Origin of the sequence: Saccharopolyspora sp. NPDC050389, assembly GCF_040655595.1 — a bacterium.
Taxonomy (GTDB): Bacteria; Actinomycetota; Actinomycetes; order Mycobacteriales; family Pseudonocardiaceae; genus Saccharopolyspora.
In genome coordinates, this window is sequence record NZ_JBFAKG010000016.1 from 97,398 (window position 1) to 119,689 (window position 22,292).

Sequence of the window (22,292 nt, forward strand, 5' to 3'; positions counted from 1 at the left end):
TCGCTGGACGGAGCACGGCCGCGGATCTCCGGTGACGCTGGTCGTGCACGGATTGGGCGCGACCGAAGGCGAAGCCCGCATCCCGGCTTCCGGGCTCCCGGGCACCCGCGTCGTCATGGCGCTTCCCGGCCACGGCAGCGCCGACGATGCGCCGCCTGACTACTGGAACTACGGCTCGATCGCGGCGGATGTCCTCGCCGTGGCGGACGAGGTCGAGGCGACCCGCGCCGTCGGAGTCTCGCTCGGCGCGGGCGCGTTGACGCGCATCGCCGCGGATCATCCGGACCGGTTCGAGCGGCTGGCGCTGCTGTTGCCCGCCGCGCTGGACAGGCCGCGCGAGGTCGCGGCGACCTGGGCGTTCGAGCGGCTCGCGGTGGCGGTCGCGGCCGGTGGCGAGACGCTGCGCGAGACCGTGGCCGCAGACCTGCCTGCGGGCGTGGAGGTCGGCGACTACGTCGACCGCCGGGCCGAGGCGCTGCTGCGGCTGGAAGACGCGCTGCGCGAGCTGCCGGAGCAGGTTCCGGTGCCGGACGCCGCCGTGCTGGCCGATGTCCGGTCGGAGGTGCTGGTCATCGGCGCCACCGACGATCCGCTGCACCCGGCCGAGGTCGCCAAGGCGGTGGCCGCGGCCTTCGCCCGTGCGCGGCTGGAGATCCTGCCCTCTCCGGCGCCGATGCTCACGCACCGCCGTGAGCTGCGCCGCCTGCTGGTGGACTTCCTGCGCTGAACCCGCGTCCGGCCGCTTCGGCGGGATTCGTATTGTCTGGTCATGGGTGTTGATTGGTCTGCGGCGGCAGGAACGCTGAACGTCACTTCGGCGCTGGAGTGCCTCGAACTGCTCGCCGAGCCGGTCGCGGCTGTGGTCCGCGAGCTCGACGACGAGCGGGTCGGGGCCACCGAGATCGACCCGGATCTGGCGGACACCGCCGCGTTCTGCGAGCAGTACGGCTCGCCGCTGGAGCTGTCGGCGAACTGCGTGGTGGTCGCGGGCAAGCGGGCCGGCGAGGTGCGCTACGCCGCGTGCGTGGTGCTGGCCACCACCCGCGCCGATGTCAACGGCGTCGTCAAGCGGCGGCTGGACGTCCGCAAGGCGTCGTTCGCGTCGATGGACGACGCGGTGCGGCTCAGCGGCATGGAGTACGGCGGGATCACGCCGTTCGGCCTGCCCGCCGACTGGCCGATCCTGGTGGACTCCGAGGTCGCCAAGGCTTCGGCCGTGGTGGTCGGCAGCGGCGTCCGGCGGAGCAAGATCATCACGCCGGGCGAGGTCCTGGCCCAGCTCCCGGGGGCAGAGGTCCTGGAGGGCCTCGGCCGGTGAGTCGTGAGTGCGAAACCGGGCCCCAGCCCGTTTTCGCACTCACGACCCCTGGAAGCCCCTGCCCTTGACGGCGGCGACGAAGTCGGCCCACCGAGCCCGGGAAACGGCAAGCACGGGACTGGCGTCCCCGAGCTTCGAATCCCGTAACCCGACGAGGTCAACACCCTGCCCGATCTCGACGCAGCTCCCGTTCGCCGCCGAGTAGCTGCGCCAGCCCACTTCGACGCAGTTGCCAGTTCCGTTGCTACGACTGGACTTGCGCCAGCTGATGGATGCAAGATCGGCGGCTGACAGCTTCTGGGTCATCACCTGAGTTCCTCGGCGGTGCGAGCGATCAGTTCTATGCTCTCTCGGGGTGAGAGAGCCAGGGCTGTGATCGCGTTGAACGTGTAGTTGTAGGCACGTACCTCATGAGGTTTCTCCCGAAACGCCCACGAAGTCAATGTTTCGAGGTACACAGCTTCGGGATCTGTCGGTTCGGGAAACGACAGGATCATGTAATTTTCCCCGCGTCCCGGGTGGGCACCTGTGGTGAAAGGCACTACCTGGACAGTCACGTCGTGCTCGTCGACGACCTTGAGGATGTGCCGCAGTTGGTCATGCAAGACCTGGCGGCCACCAACCTGGTACCGAATCGCTTCTTCGCCGATCACTGCGGTCAGCTTGCAGTCCGGCTCCCTGAGGCGTTGCTGGCGCCGCATCCGCAGATCAACTCGGCGCTCGATGTCCTGTGGACGGACGTACGGCGTAGCAGCACTGATCACTGCCTCTGCGTAGTCGTGCGTTTGTAGCAGTCCTGGGATCACACCGCCTTCGAACGACCGGAGCCAGGTCGCTTCGGTCTCAAGCCCGATCAACACTTCGACCTGCTCCGGCAAGACGTCGCTGAAGTCGCGCCACCAGCCTTTCTTTGCGGCGTCCTTGCGAAGTGCGCGAAGCAACTCGGCTTGATGTTCGTCGGGTTCGAGGAAGTCGATCGCCGCTTCAAGCTGTTTCGACGTGAGCACAGCGCGGCCGTTCTCACACTGCGACAGGTGTGATTGGGAGACGCCCACAGCCTTGGCAAGTTCAATGCCCCGGATGTTGGCGTCGCTGCGCAAGTCGCGAAGCTGCGCTCCCAGACGACGGCTCCGCACTGTCGGGCTCATGGCCATGCGAACAGTCCTCCTTTGGTTCAAGCCGATCTTCCCTGCTCGTTCGATGCCCCCAGGAACAACTACTCGATCAGGCGACTACGGATCCGACAGGATTCTAGAAATATTTTGTGATGTTGGAAGGCTTACTGGAAGGAGGGTGTATGAGCGAGTACCTGACGTACATATGGCGGCCGGTCGCCGGTGGTCGGCACGCTTTCCCCATCGCTGCGAAGAAAGCTGCGTCCGGTGAGGCCGTGACTGCTTACTGCGGCGCTGAGGTCGACGCGGGGGAGTTGCACGATCGGTCCGAAGTGGACTGGATACGCGAGGAGTCGTGCATGCGTTGCTGGCGCATCCTCGCTGACCGCGACAGTGCCTGATTTTCCTTATCTTGCAACCGATTTCGGAAGGAAACCTCATGTTCTGGCTTCAGTTGGCCACTTTGGTCCTCTTCAGCCTGCTGATCCTGGCCATGCTGGTCAGTCGTGTTCCGGTGCCCCGGTTCTCGCTGTCCGCAGCCCAACACGCTGGAGGCGGCGAAGGTGAGTACACCGTCTGGCACCTGATAGCCGACGTCGAAGCCGAACGCCGCGCCGAGCGGGAGCCCCCGCCCATACCGGCGTTCCCGACGCGTGATCCCGACGAGCCCACCGGGCGGCACCACCTGCGAACCTGATCAACACCCCCAAGAACGGGCCGCTGCGGTGCCCCATCCCCCGACTCCGCCGCAGCGGCCCAACCCCGGTGGCCGGGCGCGAGCCTCCCTCTCCGCAGCGCGCCCGGCCACCGGATCAGAAGACGACGGTGCGGCGGCCGTGGACCAGGACCCGGCCTTCCAGGTGCGCGCGCAGGCCCCGGGCCAGCACGAGCTTCTCGGCGTCGCGGCCCTTGCGGACCATGTCGGTCACGTCGTCGGTGTGGTCCACGCGGATCACGTCCTGCTCGACGATCGGCCCCGCGTCGAGCTCCGCGGTCACGTAGTGGCAGGTCGCGCCGATGAGCTTCACGCCGCGCTCGTACGCCTGGTGGTACGGGCGGGCGCCGGCGAACGACGGCAGGAAGCTGTGGTGGATGTTCAGCGCCCGGCCCGCCCACGCCTCGCACAGCTCGGGCGGCAGCACCTGCATGAAGCGGGCGAGCACGATCGCGTTCGGGTCGTGGTCGTCCACCAGCTTCCGGACCTCCCGGAACGCCGCCGCCTTCGCGTCCGGGTCCTTGCCGAACGGCACGTGGTGGAACGGGATGCCGTGCGCCTCGGTGATCGGGCCCAGATCCGGGTGGTTGCCGATCACCGCGCTCAGGTCGACGTCGAGCTCACCTGAGCCGATGCGGCCGAGCAGGTCGTGCAGGCAGTGGCCCTCCTTCGACACCAGGATCACCACGCGCCGCCGCTCGCCGGTGTCGGCCACCTGCCAGTTGGTGCGGCTGCCGAGCTCCTCGGCGACGGCGGCGAACCGGCGCCGCAGCTCGTCGATGCCGAACGGCAGCGAGTCCGCGCGGACCTCCTGCCTGGTGAAGAACCAGCCGGTGTTGATGTCGGTGTGGTAGCCGGCCTCGACGATCCAGCCGCCGTGCTCGGCGATGAAGGTCGCGATGCGGGCGACGATCCCGGTGCGGTCCGGGCAGCCGAAGCTGATGACGAAGCGACGTTCGGAAGGGCTCACGGCCGGTGATTATCGCAGGTAGCAATGGTTGTTCCGGCAACAGGCCGAGCCGTGCGACGCCCACTAGGAGTCATCGTTTCGCCTGGTCGGGTGTCGTGGGCACTTTGGATCGCCATGGCAGTCCAAAGCGCTCACGAGCCGTCGCCGGCGGAACGGGTCAGCCGGCGAGGGCGGCGCGGTGTTCGCTGGGGCGGATGCCGAGGCTGCGCTTGAAGGCGACGCTGAGCGCGTACGCGTTGGAATAGCCGACCTGGCGGGCGATGGCGTCGACCGTCGCATCCGTTCGCGCCAGCAGGTCGGCGGCCTGGCAGATTCGCCACTCCGCGAGGTACGCCATGGGCGGTTGCCCGACCAGCCGGCGGAACCGCTGCGCGAAGGTCGCCCGCGACATGCCCGCCTCGGCGGCCAGCTTCGCCACCGTCCACGGGTGCTCCGGGCCTCGTGGATGAGCGCCACGGCCCGGCCGATCAGCGGGTCGTGATGCGCCCGGTACCAGGCCGGGGCGCCCGATTCCGGCCGGTCGAACCATTCCCGCAGGCTGGCGACCAGGTGCAGGTCGAGCAGGCGGTCCAGGATCGCCTGGCGGCCGGGCTTGTCCACCCGGATCTCGTCGATGATCAGCTCTAGCGTCGGGCACCCGGCGGGCCCGGCGGGGATCACCGCGACGCGGGGCAACGCGGTCAGCACTCGCTGCGAAACGCTGCCCCGCACCTGGTAGGTGCCCTTGAGCAGCACGGTCGAGCCGGTGACGTCGGTGCCGGCGCCGCACATCGGCGGCTCGGCGTGCGCCGCGAGCGGCCCGGTTTCCGGGGAGTCGGCGACCGTGAACGGCTTCGGGCCCACGACGATGGCCTCGTCGTGCCTGCGCAGGCGAACCGGTTCGGCATCGTCAGGCAGCACCCAGGCCTCGCCGTTGACCATCGTCAGCAGTGTCAGCGGAGTCTCGTCCGCGAACCGCAGCGACCACGGCGGGCAGAGGATCGACTGGTCGAAAAGCGCGCCCCTGGACCGGACGTCGTGCAGCAGGCTCGACAGCGCATCGTCCACGGCCGCCAGCCTAGACGCGCGGACATCGATCCCGGACTTCCAGCCATCCACAGTCCAGCGCTGCGGTTGTTGGGTGGAGTCCATGCCTTCACGAACGTTCGGGTTTCGGCGCCGGATCGGCCTGGCCGTCCTGCTGCTGCCCACCCTGCTGCTGGCCGCCGACCTCGGCGTGCTGTGGCTGGCCACCCCGCAACTCGCCGCGGACCTGCGGCCCACGAGCGCGGAGCTGCTGTGGATCAACGACAGCTACGGCTTCGCGATGGCCTGCCTCCTGGTCCTCGCAGGAAACCTCGGTGACCGTTTCGGCAGGCGCAAGATGCTGCTGTTCGGCATCGCGGTCTTCGGCGTCGCGTCGCTCGCCGCCGCCTTCGCGCCGAACCCGGGCGCGCTGATCGCCGGCCGGGCGGTCCTCGGGGTGGCCGGCGCGGCCATCATCCCGTCGACGCTGGCGCTGATCTCCGACATGTTCACCGATCCGCGGCAGCGGGCCAGGGCCATCGCGATGTGGGTGACCGCGCTGTCCACGGGTATCGCGCTCGGCCCGGTGCTCAGCGGTGTGCTGTTGGAGCGCTTCTGGTGGGGCTCGGTCTTCCTGGCCGGGGTGCCGGTGATGGTCGTCGCGCTCGTCGTCGTGCCGATCACGGTTCCCGCCTCCGGCGATCCCGGTGCCCGCAAGCTCGATGCGATCAGCATGCCGCTGCTGTTGCTGACGTTGCTGTCGTTCGTCTACGCCATCAAGCACTTCGGCGAGTACGGCGTCGACGGCTGGGCGCTGTCGGCTCTGCTGGTGACGATGCTCTTCGGCCTGCTGTTCGTCCGCCGCCAGCGCGGGATCGACAACCCGCTGCTGGACCTGCGCCTGTTCGGCGACCGGACGTTCGCCACCGCACTGGTCCTGCTGTTCGTCGGTCTGGCCGCGATGAACGGCGTGGAATACCTGGTGCCGCAGTACTTCCAGCTCGTCGCCGGGGTTTCGCCGCTGCCTGCCGGATTGCTGATGGTGCTGCCCGCCGTCGGGCTGGCGATCGGATCGCAGGTGACGTCCGCGCTGGCCAGGCGGGTGCGGTCGGCCCACGTGATCGCCGGTGGTGCCGTGCTCGCGATCGTCGGTTGCGCGCTGATCGCCACGCTCCCGCCCGGCCCCTCCGGCGTGGTGCCCGCGGTGGTCGGCGTGACCGCGATGATGTCGGGGCTGGCACCGATCACCGTGCTGGGCACCAACATCGCGGTCGGTGCCGCCCCGCCGGAGAAGGCGGGGCAGGCGTCCGCGGTCGGGCAGACCAGCTACGAACTCGGCCTGGCCTTCGGGGTTGCGGCGACCGGCAGCGTCATGGCCGCCGTCTACCGCGACCAGGTGCGGACGTCGGCGCCCGAGGGGGTTCCGGGCGATCTGGTCGCCGAGGTCGCCGGAAATCTGGGCGGTGGGCTCGCCATCGCCGAGCGCCTCCCCGGTGGTGATGCGCTCGTGGCCGTTGTACGCGAGGGCTTCACGTCGGGCCTGCAGGCCGTGGCGATCGTCAGCGGGTGCCTCGCCGCTTTGCTGCTGATGCTGGCGTTGACGCTGCTCAAGAGGGTTGACCGGATCGGGGCAGCGGAGCGGTCCGAACAACCCGCATTGACTGCCGCTGCGTGAGCACTGTTTCGCCTGGCCAGGTGCCGTGCGTACTTTGTGTCGCTATAGCAGCACAAAGTACGCACGGGCTGTAGTCAGCGCCCGGCCGCGAGGGCCGCGAGGGCGGCGTCGCCTGTCACCACGGCAGTGCTCGGGCGGCCCCAGACCCGCCGGAACAACGCGTCTGCCGTGCCCGCGACCGTCGCGTCGACCTCCAACGCCGCGTCGGTCGGCGCCCCGGCTAGCGGCGGCCGGCCCGGCCGGTACTCGACCAGCCAGGCGCGGCCCGCGTCCGGAGCGTGGAAGAGCACCTTGCCCTCGCTCTCCTGCTCCGCCCAGTCGCCGAGGGGCAGCAGCATGGTCAGGAACTCGTCGATGCCGTCGGCCGCCAGCTCCGGGTCGAAGATCAGATCGTGCACGTGGTCCGGGCCGAGCCCGGCGAGCGCGTGCTCCGCGTCGAGCCGGTGGATCGCCGTCTCGTGCGCCATCCGCCGGGTCCAGGTCTTCGGGGTGCCGCCGGGGTAGAGCGACCGCACGGGCCGGTCCTGATCCATTGTGGACAGTGTCTGGAGCAGGATCGCCAGCCGCTCGTCCCACCAGGCGACCACGTCGTCGAACTCGGCCGGCGGCCGCAGGTCCTCGGGGCGCTCGCTGCCCGGCTCCAGGTGCAGGGAGAGCTCCGCCCTCGCGTAGGCCTGCCCGAGGTGCTGGACCAGCTTGCGGACGTCCCAGCCGGGGCAGGTCGAGACCTCGGAGTTCGGTCCGGCCTGGAGCACGGCGCTGCGGAAGGCAGCGGCCTGGTCCCGGAATGCGCGGTGCAAGAAGTCGCTCGCCATGTCTCCACAATAGGAATCCGGACGTCGTCGTGGACAGGGCGGCGGACCAGGAGATCGGCCGTCGATCGCTTGGTGGGCGGTCAGAAGTCCTGGGCGTGTGCGCGGAATCCATCGACCACCAGCAGGGCCGAATGCCGACCCGCAGCGCGGTGAAAGCCCGCGCGGGCCGGCTCAGGGCGCTACCGCGGACCAGTCGACGGTGAGCTCGCCCAGCCGCCACCTTCGCCGCCGGTCCAGCACCGGCCAGCCCAGCTCCGCGAACGTCTGCGTGGCCTGCACCCACCGGGCGCGCGGCCCGAACGGGGCCATCGGGGCGGCCTTCGCCCAGCACGCGTCGAGCTCGGCCAGCATCGCGTGCACCTTCTCGCCCGGCACGTTGCGGTGGATCAAGGTCTTGGGCAGCCGCTCGGCGAGGTCCGACGGCCGCTCGATGTCGGCGGGCAGGCAGGCCAGCGTCAGCGTCCGCGGCCCGCTCCGGTCCAGCGTCACCCAGCAGCAGCGCCGCCCGATCTCGTCGCAGGTGCCCTCCACCAGCAACCCGTCCGGCGCCAGCCGGGAGCACAGCTCCTCCCAGGCCTTCCACGCCTCGGGCTCGGTGTACTGGCGCAGCACGTTCAACGCCCGCACCAGCGCGGGCCCCGGGAAGTCGCGCACCCCGGCGGCCAATCCGGCCAGCTCGAACCCGCCGCGGCGGAACTCCAGCGCGGGCGGATCGGCGACGAGCTTGCCGGCCGCGACCCGATCCGGGTCGATCTCCAGCCCGACCACCCGTGCGTCCGGCCGCAGCGGACGAAGCCGGGCCGCCAGCTCCACGGTGGTCACCGGGGTGGCGCCGTAGCCGAGGTCGATGACGACCGGCTCCACGGCGTTGCGCAGCGCGTCGGCGACCCACGGCGTGCCCGCGATCCACCGGTCGATGCGCCGCAGCCGGTTCGGGTTGGTGGTGCCGCGCGTCGGCATGCCCAGGGCGCGAGCCCGACCGGCGGCGAGCCGGGGCGCCCGCTTCTTCGGGGCCGAGCTCATCCCCGGCGGGCCAGCCACTCGGTCGTGAAGTGCTCCTCGTCGGACAGCAGCTTCTGCACCTGGTCGACGATCAGGTCCTCCAGCTTGCCGCCCAGGAACGGCACGTTCACCCGCACGCTGCCGGACACGACGAACTCGCTGACCTCGGATCCGACCGGTTCGGCCAGGTCGCGCAGCCACATCGAGCCGGTGATCGAGCAGGGCGCGCCGGCGATCTCGGCGGCGATCTCGCCGGTGTAGTGCCCGTCCTCCTCGCGCCGCCACGATTCGCTTCGGTCGATCGTCAGGTCCCCGCCGACCACCGTGCGGGCCACCGACGGCAACTTGTCGGCGTGCACGCCTTGGCGCACCTGGAACCGCGCGCCGTCCTCGGTGGTGACGTGCTGGAGCAGCGCCGCGTTCGAGCCGCCGATCTCCGCCAACCGGTCGGCGAGGTAGTCGTTGTCGATCAGCGCCTCGTACACCCGGGCGGCGGGCCACTCGGAGGTGCTCCGGTGCTCGATGCGGCGTGCCATGCAGCGGAGGCTACCTTTGGCAACCGTGAACCCCTCCATGTCCGGTGCGGAAGAAGTGCGCGATAACACTCGGTCGTCGGATCCGCACCCAGCCGGGACAGCCGTCGGGCACGGCGGTGACGGCCGGTCGCTGGCCGGCTACACGACGCTGCGGCTGGGCGGCCCGGCAGCCGACCTGGTGGTCGCGCACCGCCCAGACGAGTTGACCGCCGCGGTGCGGGCCGCGGATTCGGCCGGGCAGCGGCTGCTGGTGCTCGGCGGCGGCTCGAACGTCGTGGTCGCGGACGAGGGCTTCGCCGGGCACGTGGTGCGGATCGCCACCAAGGGGCGCCAGTACGACAGCGTCGGCGACGGGCTGGTGCAGCTCACGGCGGAGGCCGGCGAGGACTGGGACGAGGTGGTCGCCGACACGGTCCGCCAGGGCCTGGGCGGGCTCGAATGCCTGTCCGGCATCCCCGGCCTGACCGGGGCGACGCCGGTGCAGAACGTCGGCGCCTACGGCATCGAGGTGTCCGAGCTGCTGGTCTCGGTCGACCTGCTGGATCGCGCCACCGGGCGCGTGCGCACGGTCCCGGCCGGCGAGCTCGGGCTGGCCTACCGGAGCAGCGTGCTCAAGCACAGCGACGCCGCCGTGGTGTTGCGCGCCCGGTTCCTGCTGCGCGACGGCGGCCAGTCGGCCCCGATCCGGTACGCCGAGCTCGCGCGCACGCTAGACGTGGAGCCCGGCGGGCAGGTCGACGTGGCCAGCGCCCGCGAGGCAGTGCTGGCGCTGCGGCGCGGCAAGGGCATGGTGCTCGACCCGGCCGACCACGACACCTGGAGCGCCGGCTCGTTCTTCACGAACCCGATCGTCGACGCCGACGACCTGCCCGAGGTGCTGGCCCGCATCGTCGCCGAGATCGGCCCGGACCAGCGGATCCCGCAGTACCCGGCGGACGGCGGCCGGACCAAGCTGTCCGCGGCGTGGCTGATCGAGCGAGCCGGGTTCGCGAAGGGGCATCCCGGCCCCGGCGGACGGGTGGGGCTGTCCACCAAGCACACCCTCGCGCTGACCAACCGCGGCGCCGCGGCGACCCGCGACCTGCTACTTCTAGCGCGTGAAGTTCGGGACGGGGTACGCGTGGCCTTCGGCGTTTCGCTGGCACCCGAGCCCGTGTTGGTGGACTGTTCGCTGTAGCAGCCGAAGAGCCGAACGGCCGTAAGAGTGACTCTTCGTGACTGATGCGTAACCCTGAGTGTTAAATGGGGTAGGTGGAGGGGGCCACCATGCTGAGCATCAGGGAGCTTAGGGACCGGGCGGTCATACGCCCGATCAAGCGGGCTGTCGAGGACCAGCTCCTGGACCTGCCCGGGGTGACCGCTGTCGACATCGGTGTGAAGCACCGTGCCGGGGCGCCCACCGGGCAGCAGGTCATCGTCGTCTCGGTGGTCTGCAAGAGACCGCGCGACCAGCTCGTACCGGGCACCTGCGTACCGGGCGACATCTTCGGCATCCCGACCGACGTCATCGAGGAGCAGCCGGTCCTGCAGCACATCCACTGCACCCGGCAGGAGCCGCTGGCGCCGAGCCGGCGCTGCGGCGAGCGCTCCGGCGTGGTGCGGGCCGGCGGCGGGCTCGCGCCCTGCCGGGCCGTCTACCTGACGCCGCCGACCGTGCCGAGCGCCGGCGAGTACCGCCGGATCGGCACGCTCGGGGCGATCGTCACCGGCACCGCGCCGACGGTGGTCCCGATGGGCCTGACCACCTTCGACGTGGCCTGCCTGGACGATGCCTGGGCGGTGGGCGACCGGATGGTCGATCCGGACGGCGGCCGGGTGCACACCGAGCTGGCGCGGGCGGCGCTGTCCGGCCGGGTTGACGCGGCCGCGGTCGCGATCGCGCCGGGTTCGGAGACGTCGTGCGTGGTCGACGGCATCGGCCCGGTCACCGGGCGCGCGACGGCGTATCCGGGCGAGCGGGTCCGCAAGAACGGCTTCGGCACGGGCGTGACGCTCGGCGTCGTCACCTCGGTCGATGCGACCGTGCGGATCGATCACGGCGAGGCCCTGGGCGTCCGGGTGCTGCGGGAGCAAATCCGCATCACCGCCGCGGACCTGCGGTTCTGCGGGCCGGGCGATGCCGGGGCGGCGGTGCTCGATCCGGGCGGGCGGATCATCGGCCTGCACGTGGCGGGCAGCCGCGGCGGCGTGTTCGGTTTCGCCAGCCCGATCACGGACGTGCTGGCGGAGCTCGACGTGGAGCTCTGCACCGAATCCCAGCGCATCCGCGTGTGAGCCGGAGCGGCGCCTCCCGCCGACCCGATCGGCGAAAGGCGCCCTTCAGCCGGAATGGATCACTCGCTGCGGCGGTGCATCCGGGTGGCCGAGTGCTGGTCGCGGGGCCTGACGGTGATGAAGTCCAGGTTCACGTGGGACGGGCGGGTCACCACGAACGTGATGACGTCCGCGATGTCGTCAGCGGTCAGCGGCGTGATGCCGCGGTAGACCGCCGCCGCGCGCTCCTTGTCGCCGCCGAAGCGCACCTCGGAGAACTCCGTCTCCACGGCGCCCGGCGCGACCTCGGTGAACCGCACCGGATCGCCCAGGTACTCGCCCCGCAGCGTGCGATGCAGCGCGCCCTGGGCGTGCTTGGCCGAGGTGTAGCCCGCGCCGTTGTCGTAGACCTCCGAGGCCGCCACCGAGGTCACCGTCACCACGTGCCCGTCGCCCGAGGCGACCAGCTTCGGCAGCAGCGCCTTGGTGATCCGCAGCGTGCCGAGCACGTTGGTCTCCCACATCCAGCGCCAGTCGTCCTCGTCGGCTTCGGCGACCTTGGCCAGGCCCTTCGCGCCGCCGGCGTTGTTGATCAGCACGTGGCATTCCGGCACCTGCTCGACGAACGCCGCCACCGAATCCGGATCGGTGATGTCCAGCGGCAGCGCCGTGCCGCCGATCTCCTCGGCGAGCGCGGTCAGCCGCTCGAGCCGCCGGGCGCCCAGCACCACGTGGAAACCGGCGGCGGCGAGTTGGCGTGCGGTGGCCTCGCCGATGCCGGAACTCGCCCCGGTGACCACGGCCCAGCGGCCTGCAGAACTTGTGCTCACGTCTTCTTCCTCCCGGGAGACGGCCGATTGCCCGCTTCCATCGGACCACGTCCGGCCGGGGCTGGTGTGACGCGCCGGATGTGACACGACACACTGGGGGTTCAGGACATCTTTTTACGTCTTCGGGCGTCTTATGGATATTGGGTCACTTTTCCACGACCGTCCGGTTGCTTTTCGGGCAAAAGGGATGGCCGTGTGCAAATTCTCGGAAGGGATCGGGGTCAGAAGGTGAGTGGTTCCAAGCCGCGGTCGCGGTGGGCTGCGCTGGCGGGAGCTGTGGCGGCGGTGCTGCTGATCTCGGGCTGCGGCTCGTCCGCACCGCAGGAGCAGAAACCCGCGGACCCGGTCGCCAAGGTGTCCTTCGAGCCGGGCTCCGACGCGGGCGAGGTCAACCCGGCGGCGCCGATCGGGGCCACCGTGGATCGCGGCAGGTTCGACACCATCGTGCTGGCCAACGCCGACGGCAAGCAGGTCGCCGGCGAGCTGGCCAAGGACGGCAAGAGCTGGCACGCCACCGAGGCGCTCGGCTACGGCAAGAGCTACTCCTGGACCGGCCAGGCGACCGGCGAGGACGGCAAGCAGGTGCCGGTGCAGGGCCGGTTCAGCACGCTGCAGCCCGCGAAGACGATCCGCGCCACGATCAACCCGACGGACAACGCCAAGGTCGGCATCGCGATGCCGATCAGCGTGAAGTTCGACGAGGCGGTTCAGGACAAGGCGGCGATCCAGCGGGCGCTGACCGTGCAGACCTCGGTGCCGGTCGAGGGCTCCTGGGCGTGGCTGTCGGACCGGCAGGTCAACTGGCGGCCGAAGGAGTACTGGCCGGCGCACACCCACGTCAGCGTGCACGCGAAGCTCTACGGCCAGTCCTACGGCCAGGGCGCCTACGGGCTGGCGGACCTGAGCACCGAGTTCGACATCGGGCGGGCGCAGATCGTGAAGGCGGCCGTGGGCACCCACCGGCTGGTCGTGATGCGCGACGGCGAGCAGGTGGCCAGCTACGCGGCGAGCTACGGTGAGGAGTACGACCCGGGCCGCAACACTCCCAACGGCACCTTCATCGTGATGGAGAAGAACCCGGTGGAGATCATGGACAACCCCCGGTACGGCTACCGCGACGTGCGCAAGACCTGGGCGGCGCGGTTCTCGAACCACGGCGAGTTCATCCACGAGAACCAGGAGAACGCCGCCGCGCTCGGCAAGGTCAACAACTCGCACGGCTGCATCAACCTCAGCGCGGCCGACGCGAAGGCCTACTTCGACAGCGCGCTGCTCGGCGATCCGATCGAGGTGACGGGTTCGGCCAGCACCATGCCGGCGCAGTTCGACGTCTACGACTGGCTCCTCAATTGGGACCAGTGGACTAAGAAGTCGGCGGTCTGAGCCAAGTCCTTCCGCTGAAACGGGGCCGTGAGTCCTTTGGGTTGCTATAGCGGCCCAAAAGACTCACGGCCCCGTTGCGTGCGCGAGACTCACGGCCCCGTTGCGTGCGCGAGACTCACGGCCCCGTTGCGTACGCGGGCTCAGTCGTCGGGGGCGGCGGCGAGGATCGCCTTGAGCACGCCCGGGAACTTCTCGTCGAGGTCGGCGCAGCGCAGGGTCAGGTGGATCTCGCGGCCGGCCGGCCGCTGGTAGATCACGCCGCTCTCGCGGAGCACCCGCCAATGGTGGGTCATCGTCGACTTCGACACCGGCGGCGGCCTGCGCACCGCGGTCGCCGCATCCGCGGTGATCGCGCTCGTCGGGGCGCTGCTCGCGCTGCGTTCGGGCCGGTCGCCCGGCGTGTGAGCAGTGCCACCCGGGGCCGCCTGGCAGGCCTGACCGGCGGCCCCCGGGCGGTAGCGTCGAAGGTTGGCCCGGCTGTGTTCCGGCACGGCGACGGGAATGTTTCCGCCGCGCCGGGTGTCGGGTTTGACGCGGGCCCGAAAAATTCGGGCCGCTCGGCTTGCGATGGGCAGCAGATGACTTCCAGCACGTTACGCATGCGGCCGCGCCGCGCCGCCGTCTTCTCGTTGCACACCTCCCCGCTGGAGCAGCCCGGTACCGGCGACGCCGGCGGCATGAACGTCTACGTCGCGCAGACCGCCAAGCAGCTCGCCGCGCTGGGCACCGAGGTCGAGATCTTCACCAGGGCGACCTCCTCGGACATCCCGCCGATCGCGGAGCTGGCCCCCGGCGTCCTGGTCCGGAACGTGGTCGCGGGCCCCTTCGAGGGGCTCGACAAGAACGACCTGCCGTCCCAGCTGTGCGCCTTCGCCGCCGGCGCGCTGCGGGTGGAAGCCCGCCACGAGCCCGGCTACTACGACATCGTGCACTCGCACTACTGGCTGTCCGGGCAGGTCGGCTGGCTGGCGCGGGAGCGCTGGGGCGTCCCGCTGGTGCACACGGCGCACACGCTCGCCAAGGTCAAGAACGCCAACCTCGCCGTGGGCGACAGCCCCGAGCCGCGGGGCCGGGTGCTCGGCGAGGAGCAGGTGGTCGCCGAGGCGGACGTGCTGGTGGCCAACACCGAGTTCGAGGCCGCCGACCTGATCGACCGCTACGGCGCCGATCCGGACGCGGTCGTGACGATCCCGCCCGGCGTCGACCTCGAACTGTTCACCCCCGGCGATCGTGCCGCCGCCCGCGCCGACCTGGACCTGCCGCCGGACGCGGTGGTGTTCGCCTTCGTCGGCCGGATCCAGCCGCTGAAGGCCCCGGACGTGCTGCTGCGGGCGACGGCGGAACTGCTCGCCCGGCGTCCGGAGATCCGCGACCGCCTCGTGGTGCTGGTGGTCGGCGGGCCGTCCGGCAGCGGGCTGGAACGTCCCCGGGCGCTGCAGGAACTCGCGGCGCAGCTGGGCATCACCGATGTGGTGCGGTTCCTCCCGCCGCGCAGCGGGGTCGCTCTGCGCGACGTGTACCGGGCGGCGGACGTCGTGGCGGTGCCGAGCTACAACGAGTCCTTCGGGCTGGTCGCGCTGGAGGCGCAGGCCTGCGGAACGCCGGTGGTCGCAGCCGCCGTCGGCGGCTTGCCGGTCGCGGTCGACGACGGCGTGTCCGGGCTGCTGGTGGACGGGCACGGCGCCGGGCAGTGGGCGGATGCGCTCGGCTCGGTGCTGGAGCCGGGATTGCGCGCTCGGCTGGCCGCGAACACCACCGCGCACGCTGCGCGCTTCTCGTGGCAACGCACCACAGAGGCTCTGCTCGACGCCTACGCGCAGGCGAAGATGTCGTTCCACGCGCAGTTGCGCATCCGGGAGGTCACGGCGTGAGCGTCGACGAGGTCATCAAGTCCACATTGGACGCAAGTGGGCTGGAGTACGCGCCCAAGGGCGCGGGGCGGTACTTCGTCACGCTGCCCGGCAACAAGAAGCTGCAGACCAACTGCTGGCTCATCGTGGCCGAACACGCCCTGGTCGTCGAGGCGTTCGTGTGCCGGCAGCCCGACGAGGCGCACGAGGACGTGTACCGGTTCCTGCTGCGCCGCAACGCCCGGCTCTACGGCGTGCACTACACGATCGACGGCAACGGCGACATCTACCTAGTCGGCCGGATCGGCCTGCACGCGGTGACCGCCGACGAGCTGGACAGGGTGCTCGGGCAGGTCCTGGAGGCGGCCGACGGCGACTTCAACACCCTGCTGGAGCTCGGGTTCGCCACGGCCATCCGGCGCGAGTGGGGCTGGCGCGAGTCGCGCGGCGAGTCCCTGGCGAACCTCCAGCCGTTCCGGCAGCTGGTGGAGCGCGACGGCCCGGTCCAGCCCCTGCACGACCAGCAGTAGCGGCGTTCGTCGCCCGATCGGTGCAACCGGAAGATCGTCCTCCTCCGTCTCCGCCGTGTTCACGACGACGCGGAGGAGAACGGCATGGGCAAGCGGCGATTACGCGGGCCGATCGTGGCGGTGGTCGCGCTCGGCCTGCTCGGTGGATGTTCTTCGGGGGCAGGCGATTCGGCGAACTCGCAGTCTCGCGCGGTGGCGCCGGTAGCCCCATCGGAGCGCAGCACCTCGGGCAACGGTTTCGCGACCGAGACGGCGCCTGACGCGCAGAGCCCGGCGACCGGGCAGCGAGAAGTGATCCGGACGGCGGAGCTGGGCATCGAGGTCGACGACATCGAGCGGGTCGGCGCCGAGGTGCGGCGGCGCAGCGAGGGCGCGGGCGGTTACCTCGAGCAGGAGGACACCTACCGGTCGAGCACGACGATGACGATGCGGGTTCCGGCGGAGCGCCTGGACCAGGTGCTGGGCGAGCTGTCCGGCCTGGGGCGGGTCACGTCGCGCAGCCAGCAGACCCAGGACGTCACCGACCAGCTGGTGGACACCCGGAGCCGGATCGATTCCCAGCGGGCCAGCGTGCAGCGATTGCGCGCGCTGATGGATCGCGCCGCGACGGTCGACGAGATCGTGTCGATCGAGAGCGAGCTGACCTCGCGCGAAACGGAACTGGACGCCCTCGAACGGCGCGCGGCGGCGCTGTCCGGCCAGGTCGAGCTGGCCACGGTGACGGTGCGGCTGGAGCGCCCGAGCGCGGTCGCCGACGACGACACGGGCTTCCTGGCGGGGCTCTTCGGCGGCTGGCGAGCGCTGTCCGAGATCGGAGCGTTCCTGCTGACGGCCTTCGGCGCGGTGCTCCCGTTCGCGGTGGTGCTAGCGGTGCCGGCCACGGCGGCCTGGCTCCTGCGCCGCCGCCGGAAAGCCCTCCGCAACACCCGCATCTGAGCCCGGCAGTTCCAGGCCCGTGAGCGTTTCGGGGTGCCATAGCGCCCCAAAGCACTCACGGGGCAGCACCGCCGAGCAAGGCGAGCCTGAAAACAAAGGGACCGCGCGGGGCGGCTCGGGAGAGAGGGGGAGTCACGAGCACGAGCCGCCCCGCGTGGGGGTCCCGCCTGACGGGCCGGTGGGCGGGGGGCACCCGGGGCCCGGCGGGGGCGCGGTTCGATGGGGGATACGAACCGCGTACTTGCTCTCGCGAGATCGGGGAGTGCGTGGGAGCCGATCTCAAGGAGAGCGTTGTCAACTTCGCAGAGTCCTGCAGCGGCCACAAGGCCGCCGCATTACTCCATTAGTGTGATGTTTTCTACTGAAAGTAACGCTAAGGATTCGAACCGCGTTCGGTGCGTGCGCGAAAGTGACAGTCACCACTTTCGTGTCACGGCGCTGCGATGATCACATAACTGTCGGGTGACACGCACAACCAAAACTGCGGGTCACCGCGCGCTGCGGGAGGGTGGATCCGGCGGGAGGCAGCGGCCTCCGCGCACCCGATGAGGAGCGGCGAAATGACCGATCGCAACGCCACCACGCAGTGGACCGGAGACCTCAAGTCCGGCTCCGGCACCGTCACGCTGGACTCGTCCAATGCCGGCCAGTTCCCGGTCACCTGGGCGTCCCGGGCCGAGGAGCCCGACGGCCGCACCAGCCCCGAGGAACTGATCGCCGCGGCCCACTCCGCCTGCTACTCGATGCAGCTGTCCGGCCTGCTCACCGCGGCGGGCACGCCACCGGAGCGGATCGACACCAGCGCCGAGGTCGCCTTCGGCCCGCGCGGCGACGGCTTCGCCATCACGGGGATCGCGCTGACCGTGCGGGCGAAGGTACCGGGAATCGCCCCGGACGTCTTCGACCGAACGGCCCAGAAGGCCAAGGAGATCTGCCCGGTCTCGGCGGCCCTCACCGGAACCACGATCACCCTCGACGCCGCCCTCGACTGAGGCGGCTCCACGCGCAAGCACGGCGGCCGGCGTTGAGCGACTGTTCAAGGACGGTTTTGATCTTCGTCCTTGAACCGGCGAAGCCGCTTGGCCCACCTGCGCAGCTTGCGCAGCCGTGGGGGCCACCACCCGCACCGCCACGCAAAGCGAGCTCACAACACCTATAGCCTGGGGTTATGACTGCGACCCTGGTGCTGCTGCGGCACGGTGAGAGCACGTGGAACGCCGAGAACCTGTTCACCGGCTGGGTGGACGTCCCGCTGTCGGAGAAGGGCACGGCCGAGGCCAAGCACGGCGGTGAGCTGCTGCGCGAGAGCGGGGTGCTGCCGGATGTGCTGCACACCTCGCTGCTGCGGCGCGCCATCTCGACGGCGAACATCGCCCTCGACGTCGCCGACCGGCACTGGATCCCGGTTCGCCGCGACTGGCGGCTCAACGAGCGCCACTACGGCGCGCTGCAGGGCAAGAACAAGAAGCAGACCCTCGAGGCCTACGGCGAAGACCAGTTCATGCTCTGGCGCCGTTCCTACGACACGCCGCCGCCGGAGATCGAGCTCGGCAGCGAGTTCAGCCAGGACTCCGACCCGCGCTACGCCGACCTCGGCGCCGACCTCCCGCGCACCGAGTGCCTCAAGGACGTGGTGGCCCGGCTGCTGCCGTACTGGGAGTCGGCGATCGTGCCTGACCTGCGGGCCGGCCGCACGGTGCTGGTCGCCGCGCACGGCAACTCGCTGCGCGCGCTGGTGAAGCACCTGGACGGGATCTCCGACGGCGACATCGCGGGCCTGAACATCCCTACCGGTATCCCGCTGCGCTACGACCTCGGCGCCGACCTCAAGCCCACCAACCCGGGTGGCACCTACCTCGACCCGGAGGCCGCCGCCAGCGCCGCGGCAGCCGTCGCGAACCAGGGCCGCTAGTCCGATCGGCTCAAAGCGAGGGGCGCCCGTTGCCGAGCAGTTTGGTAAGGGCGCCCCTCGCTCGTCACCTAGATGGGTGGCGGATGGCGAGAAGTCGCCGAGGCGGCGAACGGAGCGCGACGGTCGACCGGGCGGTACGTGAACTGGCTCCCAGCAGGGGGTGAAGCCGAGGTGAAGAAGCCCCCTTTTCGTGTCACGGGTATCACGGAACGCCCTCGTAGACTGGCCTTTCCCCACCCCGGCTTGCTTACGATGCTGGCGTGACCGCATTGGGCTACACCGCCCTGATCATCGGCGCGCTCGCACTGGGCGCGATCGGCGGCTTCGTCGCAGCTCGGGGATCCCGGCGCCGCGGCAAGCCTGAAGGCCCGACCGTCGCCGAACTGCTTCAGAGGCTGGTGCACACCAGTGACAGCGGCGTGGTCGTGCTCAACAAGTTCGGCGACGTGGTGCTGCACAACCCGCGAGCCGACGAGCTCGGACTCATCCGCGACCACCAGGCCGATCCGCGCGCCCGCAAGGCCGCCGAACAGGCCCTGCTGAACGGCGAGCCGGTGCCCGTCGACCTCTCCCCGCTCAACCGCGCCGGCACCGCGCTGCGCGGCAGCGGCCCGGCCGCGGTGCTCGGCGAGGTGCGGCCGGTCGGCGACGGCTTCACCGTCGTCGACGCCGCCGACGAGTCCGACTCGGTCCGCCTGGAGGCCACCCGCCGCGACTTCGTCGCGAACGTCAGCCACGAGCTCAAGACCCCGGTCGGGGCGCTCGCGCTGCTCGCCGAGGCGGTGCTGGACGCGGCCGACGACGCCGAAGAGGTGCGGCGGTTCTCCACCAAGATCCTGCACGAGTCGACCCGGCTCGGGACGCTGGTCTCCGAGCTGATCGCGCTGTCGCGGCTGCAGGGCGCGGAGCGGCTGCCCGAGCTGACCACGGTCGGCGTCGACGCTGTGGTGGAGGAGGCGCTGGGCCGCTGCCGGCTGGCCGCCGAGTCCGCCGGGATCGAGATCGCCGTCGACGAGCCCACCGGCTACCTGCTGGACGGGGACCGGACGTTGCTGGTGACCGCGCTGAGCAACCTGATCAACAACGCCGTGTCGTACTCGCCGCCGGACAGCCCGGTGTCGATCAGCCGCCGGTTGTCCGGCGACTTCGTGGAGATCGCGGTCACCGACCGCGGCATCGGCATCGAGCCCGAGTACCACGAACGGGTGTTCGAGCGATTCTTCCGGGTGGATCCGGCGCGATCTCGCGCCACCGGCGGCACGGGCCTGGGCCTGGCCATCGTCAAGCACGTCGCCGCCAACCACGGCGGCGAGGTCAAGCTGTGGAGTCGCACCGGAACCGGCTCCACCTTCACACTTCGGGTGCCCAGGCACGGCACGACCGACGGCCAGCCGGCTGCAGCGGAGCCGGTGTCATCAGCGGATCGCGCGGGCAGTGTCGCCCGCTCGGCGACGGAGAGCGCGGACGGGGTCACAGCCGTCGAAACGGGAGGAGTCCGGTGACCAGGGTGCTGATCGTGGAGGACGAGGAGTCCTTCGCCGACCCACTTGCCTTCTTGCTGCGCAAGGAGGGCTTCACGGCGGCGGTCGCCGCCAACGGCCCGGAGGCGTTGGACGAGTTCGATCGCAACGGCGCGGACATCGTGCTGCTCGACCTGATGCTGCCGGGCATGAGCGGCACGGACGTGTGCAAGCAGCTGCGCCAGCGCTCCTCGGTCCCGGTCATCATGGTGACCGCCCGGGACAGCGAGATCGACAAGGTCGTGGGCCTGGAGCTCGGCGCCGACGACTACGTCACCAAGCCGTACTCGGCGCGGGAGCTGATCGCGCGGGTGCGCGCGGTGCTGCGCCGCCGCGGCGAGGCGGAGGAGCTGCAGCCGCAGGTGCTGGCGGCCGGGCCGGTGCGGATGGACGTGGAACGCCACGTGGTGACCGTGGACGGCGCCGACGTCAACCTGCCGCTGAAGGAGTTCGACCTGCTCGAATACCTGCTGCGCAACGTCGGCCGGGTGCTCACCCGAGGCCAGCTCATCGACCGGGTGTGGGGCGCCGACTACGTCGGCGATACCAAGACGCTGGACGTGCACGTCAAGCGGCTGCGCTCGAAGGTCGAGCCCGACCCGGCGGATCCGCGCTACCTGCTCACGGTCCGCGGCCTCGGCTACAAGTTCGAGGGCTAGCAAGACGCCGTGCGACGAGCCCCCGGAGCGGCCCCTCAGGGCTGTTCCGGGGGCTCTTCCGCGCCGACCGGCCGAGTGCGCAGCGCCGACGACCAACCGATCGGCCGAGGGCGGACGGCCGATCGGCCGATCGGCGAACATCGGTGCGAACCGTCAATCTTGAGTTGTGAACAACCCGACCCCGAACGCGCCCGGACGCGTCTCGACGGCGCCTCCGCCGCCCGCCGCCGTGGCGTCGCTCGGCAAGGCCGCCACCAGGCGCATCGTCGAACTCGACGTCCTGCGCGGCTTGGCGCTGTGCGGGATCATCTTCGTCAACATCCCGCCGATGATGAGTGTGCATCGCACGGTGGACTACCAGGTCCTGCCGATTCCGCACGCGTTCGACATGTTCGTCCAGCAGCGGTTCTTCCCGATCTTCTCCCTGCTGTTCGGCGTCGGGTTCGGGATCTTCCTGGCCAGCGCGGGCCGGCGCGCGGCGCATCCCCGCGTGGTTCTCCTGCGCAGGCTGGTCGTGCTCGCCGGGTTCGGCATCCTGCACCAATTCCTCCAGCCCGGCGAAGCCCTGCTTCCCTACGCGATCTTCGGGCTGCTCGTGCTGCTGCCGATGAGCTTCCTGCCGTGGTGGGCCAACCTCCCGATCGGCGCCGCGCTGGTCGCCACCGCGATCACCTTCACCAGCGGCGGCACGGCGCTGATCCCCGGCTTGCTGCTGACCGGCTTCGCCCTCGCCCAGAGCGGGCTGCCCGCGACGCTGCACCGCCGCCGTGGCCAGATCGCGATCGTGTTCGCGGTGGCCGTGGTCGCCTCCGCCGGATTCCTGGTGCTGCAGGAGCAGAACCCGCTGTCGGCCGGCTTCACGCACTCGTCGGCGGCGGCCGGGCTGTTCATGGCCATCGCCTACTCCACCGGGCTGCTCCTGCTGATGCGGACGCCGGCTCGCCGCGCGCTGTCCGCGGCCTTCGAGCCGCTCGGGCGGATGGCGCTGACCAACTACGTCACCGCGACGCTGCTGATCATCCTGTTCGGCCCCCTGGCCGGGCTGTGGGAGTCGACGGCGTGGGGCACGCTCATCGCGCTGGCCGCCGGCATCCTCGTCGTCCAGGTCATCTGGAGCCGGTTGTGGCTCGCCCGCTTCCGGTACGGCCCGCTGGAGTGGGTCTGGCGCTGCGCGACCTGGTGGAGCATCGTTCCCCTCCGCCGAGCATCGGCCTAGAGAGCCTGTTTCCAGACTCATCCTGCTTTGCGGTGCGGGTGGCGGCCCCCTG

The 22,292-nt window shown here is 70.6% G+C and carries 26 protein-coding genes and 1 pseudogene; 17 read left to right on the forward strand and 10 right to left on the reverse strand.

Annotated features, from left to right (window positions below):
• The first annotated feature begins 31 nt into the window (after nucleotides 1-31).
• Together AB0I53_RS13155 and AB0I53_RS13160 are read left to right on the forward strand one after the other, a co-directional pair.
• Entirely contained in the window at nucleotides 32-727 is a 696-nt protein-coding gene (locus AB0I53_RS13155) for an alpha/beta hydrolase (protein WP_358601061.1), read from the forward strand.
• 42 nt (nucleotides 728-769) lie between these two features.
• A complete protein-coding gene (locus AB0I53_RS13160; protein WP_358601063.1) occupies nucleotides 770-1,318 on the forward strand; it encodes a YbaK/EbsC family protein in 549 nt (182 codons plus the stop codon).
• Between the two features lie 39 nt (nucleotides 1,319-1,357).
• On the opposite strand, the gene AB0I53_RS13165 is transcribed toward AB0I53_RS13160, so the two are convergent.
• Both AB0I53_RS13165 and AB0I53_RS13170 read right to left on the reverse strand, forming a co-directional pair.
• A complete protein-coding gene (locus tag AB0I53_RS13165; RefSeq protein WP_358601066.1) occupies nucleotides 1,358-1,624 on the reverse strand; it encodes a DUF397 domain-containing protein in 267 nt (88 codons plus the stop codon).
• On the reverse strand, nucleotides 1,624-2,472 hold the full coding sequence (locus tag AB0I53_RS13170) for a helix-turn-helix transcriptional regulator (RefSeq protein ID WP_358601069.1): 849 nt from the start codon (nucleotides 2,470-2,472) through the stop codon (nucleotides 1,624-1,626). The genes AB0I53_RS13165 and AB0I53_RS13170 overlap by 1 nt, the downstream gene beginning before the upstream one ends.
• Nucleotides 2,473-2,615: 143 nt before the next feature.
• Between AB0I53_RS13170 and AB0I53_RS13175 the strand changes: the two genes are divergently transcribed.
• Nucleotides 2,616-2,834 (forward strand): zinc finger protein, encoded by a 219-nt coding sequence (locus tag AB0I53_RS13175; RefSeq protein WP_358601071.1) that lies wholly within the window; start codon nucleotides 2,616-2,618, stop codon nucleotides 2,832-2,834.
• A 38-nt stretch (nucleotides 2,835-2,872) separates the two neighbouring features.
• The gene (locus tag AB0I53_RS13180; RefSeq protein ID WP_358601074.1) at nucleotides 2,873-3,130 is read left to right on the forward strand and encodes a hypothetical protein; all 258 of its coding nucleotides are present in this window, start codon (nucleotides 2,873-2,875) and stop codon (nucleotides 3,128-3,130) included.
• Between the two features lie 115 nt (nucleotides 3,131-3,245).
• Here the strand turns inward: AB0I53_RS13180 and purU are convergent, their stop codons facing one another.
• Together purU and AB0I53_RS13190 are read right to left on the reverse strand one after the other, a co-directional pair.
• The gene (gene purU / locus AB0I53_RS13185; protein ID WP_358601077.1) at nucleotides 3,246-4,118 is read right to left on the reverse strand and encodes a formyltetrahydrofolate deformylase; all 873 of its coding nucleotides are present in this window, start codon (nucleotides 4,116-4,118) and stop codon (nucleotides 3,246-3,248) included.
• A 157-nt stretch (nucleotides 4,119-4,275) separates the two neighbouring features.
• On the reverse strand, nucleotides 4,276-4,536 hold the full coding sequence (locus AB0I53_RS13190) for a helix-turn-helix transcriptional regulator (protein WP_358601080.1): 261 nt from the start codon (nucleotides 4,534-4,536) through the stop codon (nucleotides 4,276-4,278).
• A 23-nt stretch (nucleotides 4,537-4,559) separates the two neighbouring features.
• Between AB0I53_RS13190 and AB0I53_RS13195 the strand changes: the two genes are divergently transcribed.
• The gene (locus AB0I53_RS13195; protein ID WP_358601083.1) at nucleotides 4,560-4,745 is read left to right on the forward strand and encodes a hypothetical protein; all 186 of its coding nucleotides are present in this window, start codon (nucleotides 4,560-4,562) and stop codon (nucleotides 4,743-4,745) included.
• Here the strand turns inward: AB0I53_RS13195 and AB0I53_RS13200 are convergent.
• A pseudogene (locus AB0I53_RS13200) lies at nucleotides 4,698-5,249 on the reverse strand (cupin domain-containing protein); the annotation flags it as partial. The gene AB0I53_RS13195 and the pseudogene AB0I53_RS13200 sit on opposite strands and share 48 nt — an antisense overlap.
• Between AB0I53_RS13200 and AB0I53_RS13205 the strand changes: the two are divergent.
• Complete coding sequence (locus AB0I53_RS13205; RefSeq protein ID WP_358601173.1) at nucleotides 5,248-6,798, forward strand: MFS transporter; 1,551 nt, start codon at nucleotides 5,248-5,250, stop codon at nucleotides 6,796-6,798. The pseudogene AB0I53_RS13200 and the gene AB0I53_RS13205 overlap by 2 nt on opposite strands.
• Nucleotides 6,799-6,872: 74 nt before the next feature.
• Here the strand turns inward: AB0I53_RS13205 and AB0I53_RS13210 are convergent, their stop codons facing one another.
• From AB0I53_RS13210 to AB0I53_RS13220, 3 genes are all read right to left on the reverse strand, one after another.
• A complete protein-coding gene (locus tag AB0I53_RS13210) occupies nucleotides 6,873-7,613 on the reverse strand; it encodes a maleylpyruvate isomerase family mycothiol-dependent enzyme (protein WP_358601085.1) in 741 nt (246 codons plus the stop codon).
• Nucleotides 7,614-7,784: 171 nt separating this feature from the next.
• Nucleotides 7,785-8,654: a class I SAM-dependent methyltransferase gene (locus tag AB0I53_RS13215; protein WP_358601088.1), complete on the reverse strand. Its 870-nt coding sequence runs from the start codon at nucleotides 8,652-8,654 to the stop codon at nucleotides 7,785-7,787.
• Nucleotides 8,633-9,151, reverse strand: coding sequence for a DUF2505 domain-containing protein (locus AB0I53_RS13220; RefSeq protein ID WP_358601091.1), 519 nt, complete (start codon nucleotides 9,149-9,151; stop codon nucleotides 8,633-8,635). Before AB0I53_RS13220 ends, AB0I53_RS13215 begins: the two co-directional genes overlap by 22 nt.
• A gap of 16 nt (nucleotides 9,152-9,167) precedes the next feature.
• Between AB0I53_RS13220 and AB0I53_RS13225 the strand changes: the two genes are divergently transcribed.
• Both AB0I53_RS13225 and AB0I53_RS13230 read left to right on the forward strand, forming a co-directional pair.
• Entirely contained in the window at nucleotides 9,168-10,328 is a 1,161-nt protein-coding gene (locus AB0I53_RS13225; protein ID WP_358601093.1) for a UDP-N-acetylmuramate dehydrogenase, read from the forward strand.
• An 89-nt stretch (nucleotides 10,329-10,417) separates the two neighbouring features.
• Nucleotides 10,418-11,425, forward strand: coding sequence for a hypothetical protein (locus AB0I53_RS13230; protein ID WP_358601096.1), 1,008 nt, complete (start codon nucleotides 10,418-10,420; stop codon nucleotides 11,423-11,425).
• 59 nt (nucleotides 11,426-11,484) lie between these two features.
• On the opposite strand, the gene AB0I53_RS13235 is transcribed toward AB0I53_RS13230, so the two are convergent.
• Nucleotides 11,485-12,234, reverse strand: a complete 750-nt coding sequence (locus tag AB0I53_RS13235) for an SDR family oxidoreductase (protein ID WP_358601099.1) — start codon at nucleotides 12,232-12,234, stop codon at nucleotides 11,485-11,487.
• Nucleotides 12,235-12,462: 228 nt separating this feature from the next.
• Between AB0I53_RS13235 and AB0I53_RS13240 the strand changes: the two genes are divergently transcribed.
• Nucleotides 12,463-13,617 (forward strand): Ig-like domain-containing protein, encoded by a 1,155-nt coding sequence (locus AB0I53_RS13240; protein ID WP_358601102.1) that lies wholly within the window; start codon nucleotides 12,463-12,465, stop codon nucleotides 13,615-13,617.
• A gap of 140 nt (nucleotides 13,618-13,757) precedes the next feature.
• On the opposite strand, the gene AB0I53_RS13245 is transcribed toward AB0I53_RS13240, so the two are convergent.
• Entirely contained in the window at nucleotides 13,758-14,108 is a 351-nt protein-coding gene (locus AB0I53_RS13245; protein WP_358601104.1) for a helix-turn-helix domain-containing protein, read from the reverse strand.
• An 87-nt stretch (nucleotides 14,109-14,195) separates the two neighbouring features.
• On the opposite strand from AB0I53_RS13245, the gene mshA reads away from it, so the two are divergent.
• From mshA to AB0I53_RS13285, 8 genes are all read left to right on the forward strand, one after another.
• Entirely contained in the window at nucleotides 14,196-15,488 is a 1,293-nt protein-coding gene (mshA, locus tag AB0I53_RS13250) for a D-inositol-3-phosphate glycosyltransferase (protein ID WP_358601107.1), read from the forward strand.
• Nucleotides 15,485-15,997, forward strand: coding sequence for a YbjN domain-containing protein (locus AB0I53_RS13255; RefSeq protein ID WP_358601110.1), 513 nt, complete (start codon nucleotides 15,485-15,487; stop codon nucleotides 15,995-15,997). Before mshA ends, AB0I53_RS13255 begins: the two co-directional genes overlap by 4 nt.
• A gap of 84 nt (nucleotides 15,998-16,081) precedes the next feature.
• The gene (locus AB0I53_RS13260; RefSeq protein WP_358601112.1) at nucleotides 16,082-16,933 is read left to right on the forward strand and encodes a DUF4349 domain-containing protein; all 852 of its coding nucleotides are present in this window, start codon (nucleotides 16,082-16,084) and stop codon (nucleotides 16,931-16,933) included.
• 560 nt (nucleotides 16,934-17,493) lie between these two features.
• Nucleotides 17,494-17,925 (forward strand): OsmC family protein, encoded by a 432-nt coding sequence (locus AB0I53_RS13265; protein WP_358576078.1) that lies wholly within the window; start codon nucleotides 17,494-17,496, stop codon nucleotides 17,923-17,925.
• Nucleotides 17,926-18,101: 176 nt separating this feature from the next.
• Nucleotides 18,102-18,845, forward strand: coding sequence for a phosphoglyceromutase (locus AB0I53_RS13270; RefSeq protein WP_358601113.1), 744 nt, complete (start codon nucleotides 18,102-18,104; stop codon nucleotides 18,843-18,845).
• 260 nt (nucleotides 18,846-19,105) lie between these two features.
• Nucleotides 19,106-20,347, forward strand: a complete 1,242-nt coding sequence (locus AB0I53_RS13275) for an ATP-binding protein (RefSeq protein WP_358601116.1) — start codon at nucleotides 19,106-19,108, stop codon at nucleotides 20,345-20,347.
• Nucleotides 20,344-21,024: a response regulator transcription factor gene (locus AB0I53_RS13280; protein WP_358601118.1), complete on the forward strand. Its 681-nt coding sequence runs from the start codon at nucleotides 20,344-20,346 to the stop codon at nucleotides 21,022-21,024. The genes AB0I53_RS13275 and AB0I53_RS13280 overlap by 4 nt, the downstream gene beginning before the upstream one ends.
• Before the next feature lie 166 nt (nucleotides 21,025-21,190).
• Complete coding sequence (locus tag AB0I53_RS13285) at nucleotides 21,191-22,240, forward strand: DUF418 domain-containing protein (protein ID WP_358601120.1); 1,050 nt, start codon at nucleotides 21,191-21,193, stop codon at nucleotides 22,238-22,240.
• Nucleotides 22,241-22,292 lie beyond the last annotated feature (52 nt).